Origin of the sequence: Xanthomonas bromi (assembly GCF_900092025.1) — a bacterium.
Taxonomy (GTDB): Bacteria; Pseudomonadota; Gammaproteobacteria; order Xanthomonadales; family Xanthomonadaceae; genus Xanthomonas; species Xanthomonas bromi.
Map to the genome: position 1 here is coordinate 65273 of NZ_FLTX01000036.1, position 11479 is coordinate 76751.

The 11479-nt window shown below is 64.3% G+C and carries 6 protein-coding genes; 2 read left to right on the forward strand and 4 right to left on the reverse strand.

Features of this window, described 5'->3' with window-relative positions; all coding sequences use genetic code 11:
* Nucleotides 1-18: 18 nt before the first annotated feature.
* Nucleotides 19-2313, reverse strand: coding sequence for a CRISPR-associated helicase/endonuclease Cas3 (locus tag XBLMG947_RS11475; RefSeq protein ID WP_065468762.1), 2295 nt, complete (start codon nt 2311-2313; stop codon nt 19-21).
* Nucleotides 2314-2492: 179 nt separating this feature from the next.
* Nucleotides 2493-4220 (reverse strand): SWIM zinc finger family protein, encoded by a 1728-nt coding sequence (locus XBLMG947_RS11480; protein WP_065468764.1) that lies wholly within the window; start codon nt 4218-4220, stop codon nt 2493-2495.
* A 173-nt stretch (nt 4221-4393) separates the two neighbouring features.
* On the opposite strand from XBLMG947_RS11480, the gene XBLMG947_RS11485 reads away from it, so the two are divergent.
* Nucleotides 4394-6625, forward strand: a complete 2232-nt coding sequence (locus tag XBLMG947_RS11485) for an NADP-dependent isocitrate dehydrogenase (RefSeq protein WP_065468766.1) — start codon at nt 4394-4396, stop codon at nt 6623-6625.
* A gap of 138 nt (nt 6626-6763) precedes the next feature.
* Entirely contained in the window at nt 6764-8503 is a 1740-nt protein-coding gene (gene aceK, locus XBLMG947_RS11490) for a bifunctional isocitrate dehydrogenase kinase/phosphatase (protein WP_065468768.1), read from the forward strand.
* Nucleotides 8504-8835: 332 nt separating this feature from the next.
* Here the strand turns inward: aceK and rho are convergent, their stop codons facing one another.
* Together rho and trxA are read right to left on the reverse strand one after the other, a co-directional pair.
* A complete protein-coding gene (gene rho, locus XBLMG947_RS11495; protein ID WP_065468770.1) occupies nt 8836-10725 on the reverse strand; it encodes a transcription termination factor Rho in 1890 nt (629 codons plus the stop codon).
* 216 nt (nt 10726-10941) lie between these two features.
* Entirely contained in the window at nt 10942-11283 is a 342-nt protein-coding gene (gene trxA / locus XBLMG947_RS11500; RefSeq protein WP_065468772.1) for a thioredoxin TrxA, read from the reverse strand.
* Between the last annotated feature and the right edge of the window lie 196 nt (nt 11284-11479).

The following is an 11479-nucleotide window of genomic DNA, read 5'->3' on the forward strand; positions in this document are numbered from 1 at the left end:
GAGCGAAAGCCGCCAAGCTCAACTGACCAGAGCCTCGGCTGCCAGGAACTGCGGGCTGTCGTCCCAGCGCAGCCCGAACCGCGGGTCGTACAGTCTTGGATTGACCAACCTCACGAACTGTTCGCCATAGCGCGCCTGTGCGACCGGGGCGATGGCATTGGCCTGCCACAGCGCCTTGTAGGCCTGCTCGGGCACCTGTACCAGCCACGGCTGCAGACGACGGGCGGCGCCGGCTACGCCCACTTGTTCTGCGTGTTCGAGCTGGCGCAGGGTGTCGGCCACCTCAGGCACCTCTTTGCCGCTGCCTGCGGCATAGGGGGCATACGGTACGATCAGCGGCCGCATGGTGGTCTGGATCATTTTGAATTTCCGCGCCAGCGTGTCCAGCGGCAGACTGTCGATGCCCGCGTCGCGCAGCAGGCCGAGCACGTCCTCGCGGTCGAGCCGGCCGTCGCCCAGGCTGCGATACAGTTCCGCGAAGTAGCTGGCGATCGCGTCCATCGCCAGCAGATCGTCGCGGTGGCTGCGCTCGACACTGCGGAAGACTTGTGCGAACAGCTCCAATTCCTTCGGCGGTGCCCAGTCGGGATTGGCCGGCGCGAACACCAACACCTCGCTGGCATCGGCCGGTCGCCGGCCTTCGCGGTTGCAGCGGCCGGCGGCCTGGGCGATTGAGTCCAGGCCGGCTTCGGCGCGCAGCACCGCGGGGAAGTCCACGTCCACCCCGGCCTCGATCAGGCTGGTGGCGACCAGCCGGCATGGCCGGCCTGCTTTCAGGTCTTCGCGCAGTTCGGCCAGCACCGCGCTGCGGTGGCGCGCGTGCATCAGCGTGGTCAAGTGCCGCGCACCTGGTCGGTCGGCGATCGCATCGAACAGGTGCCGGGCGTGACGGCGGTTGTTGACGATGCACAGCACCTGCTCGCGGTGATAGAGTTGGTCGGTCAGCGCAGTGTCGTCGAGCGTACCGACGTGGCGCGCCTGGACGCGTCGTAGCTGTGCATACAGTGCCGGTGGGTCGTCCACCAGTTCTTGCACATGTTCCAGACCCCCGGCGAAGCCCTGGTCCAGGCGCAGCGTGGGTTGCGTGGCAGTGCACAACACCGGGCTGACCCGGTAGTTACGCGCCAGTTCGTCCAGCAGCGCCACGCACGGGCGCAGCAATGCGTGCGGCAGGGTCTGTGCTTCGTCCAGAACCACCACGCTGCCGGCGATGTTGTGCAGCTTGCGGCAGCGGGAAGGACGATCGGCGAACAGGCTCTCGAAGAACTGCACTGCGGTGGTGACGACGATCGGCGCGTCCCAGTTCTCCATGGCCAACTTGCGCTTGTCGGTGGACTGCGGCGCCTTGGTCGGATCGTCGAAGAAGGCGCTGTGGTGCTCCAGTACGACGTCGTCGCGCTCCTGTACCCCCAATGCTTGCCGGAACACCTGCACGGTCTGTTCGACGATGCTGGTGAACGGAATCACGTAGATCACCCGGCGCAGTCCATGTGCGATGGCATGGTCCAGGGCGAATGCCAGTGAGGCCAGTGTCTTGCCGCCGCCGGTGGGTACGGTGAGCGAGAACAGACCAGGACGCATGCCGGCCTTGGCACGAACTTCGCGCAGGATCTGCGCGCGCAAGGGATTGATGCCGCCCTCGGTGGGCAACGTGGCCAGGTGCGCATCAAGGCGTTGCCGCAATTCTGGCGGGTCCGGACGCGTGCCGGTTTCCTCTGCACGCGACTGCCGCCCTTCCAGGCGGCGATAGAAATCGTCGGTATCGGTGAAGTCGGCATCGACCAGACAGGAGAAAATCATCCGCGTCAGGACCGTGAGCTGGAAAGGGCGACGCTCCTGGCGCGGATGTCCGGTAAATCCTTCCGTCAACGCCACCTTGGCCGGCAGTGACAACTCCCGTTCCCAGTCCGACATCAGCGGTGGCAGTTCCCGTTCGCGGTAGTCCTCCGATAGGCGCTCGTGCAGCGAAAGGCGTGTCTGCGCTGCGTGTCCTGGTCGTCCATCGGCCAGGCCGGCGTGATGGCCGGCGATGCCGTAAGCGAGCAGGGTGCCGGCGGTGCCATAGCGCTCGCAGGCGACTTTTGCGCCCCAGGTCGCGTGATCCACGCGGGCTGGGTCACCGTCCAGCCGACGCTGAAATTGCCGCGTGTACTTGCCAAGGTCGTGCAGTTGCCCGGCCAGACTGGCCAGACGTTGGCCTTTAAACGGTTCAGCATTCTCGGCGGCACGTTCGCCGACGGCGAGCAGGTGCTCAGCCAGCCGTTGCCAATCGCTGCGATCCTGCCGCTTGGTCGAATGCGCAAAGAATTCCATGGCGTTCCTCCGTCTGGGTCCTTGTGAGAGCAAGCCGACGCGGCCTGCGCTTGCAGCGAAGCGTCTGCGGCGCTGCGCGCGTCCGCATCACGCCGCCGCTGTGCATCAGCGAGCTTTCTGCTGGCGCGCGTGTTGCGTCTGGTCGCAGTGTGCGGCTGTCCAATCTCACCAGCTGTGCATCACCTGATGGTGAGCTTCTTTTTTATACCTGCCGCGAACTTCTTGTCCAACAACTCAATGAACGTGCGTTTGACGCGGTAGCGCTGGCGCAGGCGGCCAAGTTCGGCCTCGAATGCGGCGTGACCCTGCTCGCCCTGTTGCTGGTAAAGCCGCTGCAGCGTGGGAAGTAGCCCGATTGCCGCCACGTAGCCCTGACGGTCGGTGCGCTCGATGTGTATGTCGATCACGGTGTGGCAAATCCGAAGCGCGGCGGCCGGGTCGCACGTCTCGGCAGCCGGCAGCAGGCGCTCCCAGGTACCCAATGGGAGCTTGTGTGTCTGGTCGGCTGCCAGTTCCAGCGCGCGCTGGTGCTGTCCTTCGGCAAGCAATAGGCGGATGCGTGTGTCATGCGTGTCGATGTAGCGCGGCACCGATTTGGCCTCAAGCGCCTGCAAGGCGCTCTCGCGCCAGGATTCCCAGGAGTCCGGCAGCAACGCGACCTCGCGCAACGCTAGATAGTTCTTCTCGGAGGGACTGAGCAGGTAGATCTTCCAGCGCACCTGCAATGCATCTTCGGGGAAGCCATCGCGCAGATAGGCTTGTGCCAGCGCAGCCAGCAGACGGGTGTCCTTCGGATCAACCTTGACGCCGCGCTCCAGCCAATCCAAGGCCTGGCGCTGGCGCCCGTGTTCGCTGCAGCGTCGCGCCATCTCCAGATGCTCCAAGGCGCTGGCGCAGTTGCGGCCAAAAAAATCCAGCATGGCATCCACGCTGCCGCCGCAGCGCGCGGTGTCTTCAAGCAGTGCCTCGGCCAATAGACGCCGGGTAGGGCCGCTGCCCTCCTGTTGCAGAACCTTCAGCGCCGCATGTTGCAACCGGCCAATGTCGGCAGGGCTCAGGAGTGGGGCGTAGTCCGACAATGGCCGCAGCAGGTCCCATTGATCGAGCATCCGCAGTGCGAACAGGCGCTCACACAGTCTGTCCGTGCCAGCCGCCTGTGCGGCCTGCAGATGCGCATGGCCCAGGGCGTGCAGACGCGCACCCAGATCGCCGCGTGAGTCGTCGACGTCTTCGTAAATCGTCAGCAAGCGCGTGAACGCATATTCGTGCAGGTCCAGCGCCGCCACCGGATCGCGCTGCCGGGCTTGCTCCAGCAGTGAAGGCAACACTGCCAGCTGCTTGCTGTAGGCGATGGTGGCACTCCAGTCCATGAATCGCTTACGGCCCAGCAGGGTGGAGATCGCCTTGCGCCAGTCCTGCAGTGGTGCGATCGCCAGTTGCGCCTGGCTCAATAGGCGCCTGCGTAGCTGGGTGTCGTTGCCGGCAAGCTCCAGGAGCAGCGCCTGCAAGGCCTGCTGTGTCTGTGTCGACAACCATTGCCGTAGCACCTGCTCCGGCGAGTCGCTGGCCGGGGCAGCGTCCGCACCGCGCTTGCCACGTTTGGAAGCAGGAGCATGAGCGGTGGCGCGAGCCCAGATGATTGCAACTGCAACCTGGTGTTTGCAGAAATCCCCGCACTGACCGATGGGGCAGTCGCATTGTCCATGCAACGCACCATCGCGCCAGACCAACTCCACGGTGTAGTCCTCGCTGCCGCTGACCTGCGCGCTGACGCGACTGGATTCCACCGTTTCCAGCGTCACCCGCTCCTGATCGGCGTAGGCCAGGCCACGTGCGTAATAGGTGGGCGTGGTGATGCGCAGCAGGAACGCCTGGTCGAGATCTGCGGCAGAGAATTGGGTCGTCATGCCGCTAGTGTGCCGAAAATCGACGCATGCCGAGGACCCGTAGACGGTAGGTACTACGGACTTTTGCCAGAACACGGCAGACACGCGACAATCTGCGGCCCCGATTCCGTCTGCCACGTGTCCTGCCGGACTGCTGCCGGCTGCTTCCTTTCCCCCGAGGTCATTTCGCGCCCATGTCCAAGACACCCAAGATCCTCTACACGCTCACCGACGAAGCACCCTACCTGGCCACGCAGTCGCTGCTGCCGATCATCGATGCCTACACCGATACCGCCGGCATCGTGGTCGAAACGCGCGATATCTCGCTGGCGGGGCGCATGCTGGCGCTGTTTCCCGAGCATCTGAACGACACGCAGAAGATCCCCGACGACCTGGCCGAACTGGGCGAGCTGGCCACCACGCCGGAAGCCAACATCATCAAGCTGCCCAACATCAGCGCCTCGGTGCCGCAGCTCAAGGCGGCCATCAAGGAACTGCAGGGCCAGGGCTACGCGCTGCCGGCCTATCCGGACGAGCCCAAGGACGCCGCCGAAAGGGACATCAAGGCGCGCTACGACAAGGTCAAGGGCAGTGCGGTGAACCCGGTGCTGCGCGAAGGCAATTCCGATCGCCGCGCACCGCTGTCGGTCAAGAACTACGCACGCAAGCATCCGCACCGCATGGGCAAGTGGAGCAGCGACTCCAAGTCGCATGTGGCGCACATGGATGCCGGCGATTTCTTCGGCAGCGAGCAGTCCACCACCGTCGCCGATGCTGGTGCATTGAAGATCGAATTCGTCGCTGCCGACGGCAGCAGCACCGTGTTGAAAGACAAGGTGGCAGTGAAGGCGAGCGAGATCGTCGATGCCGCCGTGCTGAGCAAGCGCGCGCTGGCCAGCTTCATCGACGCGCAGATCGCCGATGCGAAATCGAAGGGCGTGCTGTTTTCGGTGCACCTCAAGGCCACCATGATGAAGGTGTCCGACCCGGTGCTGTTCGGCGTGGTGGTCGGTGAGTTCTACAAGGACACGCTGAGCAAGCATGCCGATGCGCTCAAGTCGGTTGGTTTCGATCCCAACAACGGCATCGGCGATCTGTACGCACGTATCACCTCGCTGCCGGAGGCGCAGCAGGCGCAGATCAAGGCCGATATCCAGGCCGAATACGCACAACGCCCGGGCCTGGCGATGGTCAACTCCGACAAGGGCATCACCAGCCTGCATGTGCCCAGCGACGTGATCGTCGACGCCTCGATGCCGGCGATGATCCGCGATTCCGGTCAGATGTGGAATGCGCAAGGCAAGCTGCAGGACACCAAGGCGGTGATTCCGGACCGTTGCTATGCCGGCGTGTATCAAGCGGTGATCGACGACTGCCGCACGCACGGCGCGTTCGACCCGGCCACCATGGGTTCGGTGCCCAACGTCGGCCTGATGGCGCAGAAGGCCGAAGAATACGGCTCGCACGACAAGACCTTCCAGATGCCTGCCGCCGGCACCGTCAAGGTCACCGACGCCAATGGCAAGACGGTGTTCGAACACGCCGTGGAAGCCGGCGATCTGTGGCGCATGTGCCAGGTCAAGGACGCGCCGATCCAGGACTGGGTCAAGCTCGCCGTCGAGCGCGCCCGCCTGAGCGAGACCCCGGCCGTGTTCTGGCTCGACAAGGCGCGCGCACATGATGCGCAGGTGATCGCCAAGGTCGAGAAATACCTGAAGGACCACGACACCAACGGCCTGGATATCCGCATCCTGCCGCCGGTGGAAGCGACCACGTTCTCGCTGGAGCGCATCCGCAAGGGCCAGGACACCATCTCGGTCACCGGCAATGTGCTGCGCGATTACCTCACCGACCTGTTCCCGATCATGGAGCTGGGCACCAGCGCCAAGATGCTGTCCATCGTGCCGCTGATGGCCGGCGGCGGCCTGTTCGAAACCGGCGCCGGCGGCTCGGCGCCCAAGCATGTGCAGCAGTTCGTCGAAGAGAACTGCCTGCGCTGGGATTCCCTGGGCGAATTCCTGGCCCTGGCCGCCTCGCTCGAACATCTGGGCAACCGCTACGACAACCCGTCGGCCACGGTGCTGGCCAAGGCGCTGGACGTGGCCAACGGCCAGTTCCTGGACAACAACAAATCGCCGGCGCGCAAGGTGGGCGAACTCGACAACCGCGGCAGCCATTTCTATCTGGCGATGTACTGGGCGCAGGCCCTGGCCGCGCAGACCGAAGACACCGCGTTGCAGGCCAAGTTCGCGCCGCTGGCCAAGGCGCTGACCGACAACGAAGCCGCCATCGTGGCCGAGCTCAACGGTGCGCAGGGCAAGCCGGTGGAGATCGGTGGCTACTACCACCCGGATCTGGCCAAGGTCAGCGAGGCGATGCGTCCGAGCAAGACCTTCAACGCCATCCTGGCGACGTTGAAGGCTTGATTCCCCGCACCGCTTGCCGGTGCGTCCGCAAGCGGTAGATCCCAAGGCCCGTCTCGTGCAGAGGCGGGCCTTGTCATATCGGCGCAACGGCGCTCGCCCTGGCTGCGCGCGACGACAGGCGCTGGGTACACTGCCGGCATGAGCCATCCATCGTTACCGCCGCAATCCGAGCGTCGTGCACTGGCCATCGCACAAGCCGTGTATGAAGCGTTCGAGGACTACCACGCACGCTTTTCCGAGATCACCGCACGTGCCAAACAGCAGTTCGAAACACGCGACTGGAGCGGCGCGCGCGACGACGCGGTTGCACGCATCGCGCTTTACGACCAATACATCGCCGAATGCATGTTGCGCCTGCGCGCGGTGCTGCTGGGCCAGGCGCACGACCGCGTATTGTGGATGCGTGCCCGCGACCATTACGCCGCATTGTTGAGCGGGCTGATCGATCAGGAGTTGTACAAGACGTTCTACAACACCCTGACCCGGCGTTACTTCGGCACCCACGGCGTCGATGCCGATATCGAATTCATCGCCCTGGACATCGAACCCACCGATGCCATCACCGTGCCGGTGGCGCGCCACACCTATGCGGTCTCGCCGGGTCGGCTGACCGACATGCTGGTACGGGTGCTGGGCGACTACGCGTTCGCGGTGCCGTATGCGCACCGCACCCGCTGCGCCGCCGCGATCGCGGTGCGCCTGCTCGACGACCTTGCGCACTGGGGCGAGCACCCGGTGCGCAGCGTGGAATTGCTGGAGACGGTGTTCTATCGTGAACGTCGCGCGTATCTGGTCGGGCGCGTGTTCGGCGAGCACCGGTTTTCGCCGTGCGTCATTGCATTGATCAACGACGCCGCCGGTTTGCGTGCCGAAGCAGTGTTGACCAAGCGTAGCGATGTCGCCCAACTGTTCAGTAATTCGCGCAGCTACTTCCAGGCCGATCTGTCCACGGTGGGCGACGCGGTGGTGTTCTTGCGCAGCCTGTTGACCCACAAGCCGGTGGACGAGCTATACACCATGCTGGGCCGCGCCAAGCAGGGCAAGACCGAACGCTATCGCACGTTCTTCAGCCATTTCCAGGCGCATCCCTCCGAGCAGCAGGTGCATGCCGATGGCACGCCGGGCATGGTCATGGTGGTATTCACGCTGCCCAGCTATCCGCTGGTGTTCAAGCTCATTCGTGACTGCTTCGCCTATCCCAAAACCATGAGCCGCGCACAGGTGGAGGGTAAGTACGAACTGGTGTTCCAGCTGGATCGCATCGGCCGCCTGCTCGACGCGCAGCCGTATCGTTTCCTGCGCTTTCCCACATCGCGCTTCTCGCCTGCGCTGCTGCAAGAGTTGCAGACCAGCTGTGCAATGAGCCTGAGCGAAGACGGCGACGATGTACTGATCGCGCTGTGCTACGTGCAACGGCGCCTGCGCCCGCTCAATCTGTATCTGCGCGAACAACTGCCCGAAGCCGCGCATGCGGCTGCGCTGGACTACGGCCAGGCCATCAAGGACATGGCCCGCAACAACATCTTTCCCGGCGACATGCTGCTGAAGAACTTCGGCATCACCCGCCATCAGCGCGCGGTGTTCTACGACTACGACGAGCTGTGCCTGATCACCGACTGCACCTTCCGCGACTGGCCGACGCCCACCACCTACGAAGAACAGATGGCTGCCGAACCCTGGTTCCATGTCGGCCCGCGCGACGTCTTTCCCGAGCGCTTCGCCTTGTTCATGGGCCTGCCGTCCTCGCAACTGGAAGCGGTCAAGCACCAGCACCCGGAACTGTTCGACCCACAATGGTGGCGCGACCTGCAGGCGCGCCTGCGCGAAGACGATTATCCGGACACGCCGCCGTATGCGGAGTCGCGTCGGCTTGCCTAGCCCGTTTCGGTTACAGCGGCAGACTGGTCAAACGTGCGATCAACCAATGGAGTACGGCAATGCATTGGAAGCAACGTGTAGGTCTGGGCATCCTCTTTTCGCGTGCGGCGATGAGCGTCACGCGGGCTAGGCGCGTGTCGCACATCCGGCCTGGCAGGGAATCAGCCATCCGTTGGCCGCCTGCATGACGAGCAACCAGAATGCAGGCGATCCGCAACGACCGCACAAGCGCGATCAAACGCGGAAAACCAAGCGCATCGCCTGACGCAAAAAACCGCCCACAAAAAAGCCCCGCAATGCGGGGCTCTTCGTAGTGCTGACGCAAACCGATCTCAGCGCTTCATCGAACTGAAGAACTCGTCGTTGGACTTGGTGGTCTTCATCTTGTCCAGCAGGAATTCCATCGCGGCGATTTCGTCCATCGGGTGCAGCAGCTTGCGCAGGATCCAGATCTTCTGCAGCAGCTCCGGCTCGATCAACAGATCTTCGCGACGCGTGCCGGAACGGTTGATGTCGATCGCCGGATACACGCGCTTTTCGGTGATGCGGCGGTTCAGATGCACTTCGCTGTTGCCGGTGCCCTTGAACTCTTCGTAGATCACCTCGTCCATCTTGCTGCCGGTTTCCACCAGCGCCGTGGCGATGATGGTCAGCGAGCCGCCTTCTTCCACGTTACGCGCCGCGCCGAAGAAACGCTTCGGACGGTGCAGGGCGTTGGCATCCACACCACCGGTGAGCACCTTGCCGGAGCTGGGCACCACGTTGTTGTAGGCGCGCGCCAGACGGGTGATCGAGTCGAGCAAAATCACCACGTCCTTCTTGTGCTCGACCAGGCGCTTGGCCCGCTCGATCACCATCTCGGCAACCTGCACGTGGCGCGCCGCCGGCTCGTCGAACGTGGAGGAGATGACCTCGCCGCGCACGGTGCGCTGCATTTCGGTCACTTCTTCCGGGCGCTCATCGATCAGCAGCACGATCATGTGCACTTCGGGATGATTGGTGGTGATGGCCGTGGCCACCTGCTGCATCATCATCGTCTTACCGGCCTTGGGCGGGGAGACGATCAGCGCACGCTGACCCTTACCCTGCGGCGCCATCAGATCCAGGATGCGGCCGGTGATGTCCTCGGTGGACCCATCGCCACGCTCCAGACGGAAGCGGCGACGCGGGAACAGCGGGGTCAGGTTCTCGAACAGCACCTTGTTCTTGCTGGCTTCCAGCGGCTCACCGTTGATGGTGTCCACGATCGACAGCGCGAAATAGCGCTCGCCGTCCTTCGGGAAGCGGATACGGCCGGACAGGTGATCGCCGGTCCGCAGGTTGAAGCGGCGGATCTGGCTGGGCGAAATATAGGTATCGTCCGGGCCGGCCAGGTAGCTGGCTTCGGCTGCACGCAGGAAACCGAAGCCGTCTGGCAGGATTTCCAGCACGCCGTCGGCGGCAACGCCCTCGCCATGACGGGTCAGCACCTTGAGCAGGGCGAAGATCACGTCCTGCTTGCGCGCGCGCGCCACGCCTTCCTGGATGTTGAGCTGGTCGGCAATGTCGAGCAGCTTCTGCGCCGGCATCCGCTTGAGGTCGCTCAGCGAATAGACCGGGAAACCTTCCGGCACGGCCGGATGCGGACGCGCGATGAAGGGCTCGTTGCTGCCATCGGAGGGCGGCATGCCGCCGCCTTCGTTGCCGAACCGATCACGCGGACCACGGTCGCGGCGATTGCGGAACCGGTCGCGGCGATTGCCCTGCTGGTTCTGGCCTTGCTGATTTTGCCCCTGACCCTGGCCACCCTGGCCTTGCTGATTCTGGCCGGCGTTCTGGTTCTGACCGTGTGCCTGGGCCTGACCTTGAGGCTGGCCTTGTCCCTGGCTCTGGGCTTGATTCTGGTTCTGTTGTTGCTGCGCCTGGTTGAAGCGCTGCTGCTGCGACTGGCCTCCCTCGCGGGGCTCGCCGTGGGTGTCACCGCCGTGGCTGGCGCTGGGCGCCTGACCGGCGTGTGCGCCGTCGCTGGACGTCTGCGCAGGTGCCGGATCGGCAACGCGCGACGGTGCCTGCGGGACACGGGGTGCCTCGGGTGCGGGGCTGGCGGGCAAGGGCAGATTGGGCTGCTGTGCGCCACCGTCTTCATTGGTGACGGCGGTCTTGCTCACGCGCGGCTTGCGCACGCGCTTCTCGACGGGAGCGTCGATGCTGCTCCCGGTATCGGAGGAAGGATGATCGGACAAGTGCGTGATTCCTCGCTAAGGTGCGAGCGCCCAACTAGGGGGCGAACTATTGGTAGATGGGAGTCTAGAAGAGCTTCTAGAGGGGTACGGCGGCGCACGAACGTGTGCCGGACCAACTGACACTATCACCGCGGCGCGTCACCGCGCAAGCGTCTACCGGGGCAGGATTTAACTGCCGGCGCATCATCGGGCGCCCATCGCTGGACGCCCGTCTGCTCAGGCCGCCGCGCCGCCCAGGGTCTTGTCGATCATCTGGGTCAGCTGGCCTTTGCCGACTGCACCGATCTGGGTCGCCTGCACTTGCCCGTCCTTGAACAGCAACAGCATCGGGATCGAGCGCACGTGGTACTTGATGGCCAGGGCGCGGTTCTGGTCCACATTGACCTTGGCAACCTTCAGGCGGCCCTGGTAGGTGTCGGCCAGATCGTCCAGCACCGGTGCGATCATCTTGCACGGGCCACACCACTCGGCCCAGAAATCCACCAGCACCGGTTCGCCCGATTGCAGTACCGCTGTCTCGAAGTCGGCATCGCCGACATGTTGAACCTTATCGCTCACGTTGGGTCTCCTGGAAACCAAAACGGCCCACCCGAACGGGCAGGCCGCTACATTGCGTTAAACTGGGGCATTGCGCGACTGAATCAAGTGTCAGTCCTGAAGCCGCGCTGTCCGCCACAAGAGCCGCAGTTTGCGACGCTGTCGGCATCGATGCAAGCCGCGCCCGGGCTGCCCAGGGCGCCTCACGAAGACGGAA

Bases quoted from the DNA above. Each gene is read 5' to 3' on its own strand.
- XBLMG947_RS11475 (WP_065468762.1), bottom strand. From the start codon at position 2,313: ATGGAATTCTTTGCGCATTCGACCAAGCGGCAGGATCGCAGCGATTGG.
- XBLMG947_RS11485 (WP_065468766.1), top strand. From the start codon at position 4,394: ATGTCCAAGACACCCAAGATCCTCTACACGCTCACCGACGAAGCACCC.
- XBLMG947_RS11480 (WP_065468764.1), bottom strand. From the start codon at position 4,220: ATGACGACCCAATTCTCTGCCGCAGATCTCGACCAGGCGTTCCTGCTG.
- aceK (WP_065468768.1), top strand. From the start codon at position 6,764: ATGAGCCATCCATCGTTACCGCCGCAATCCGAGCGTCGTGCACTGGCC.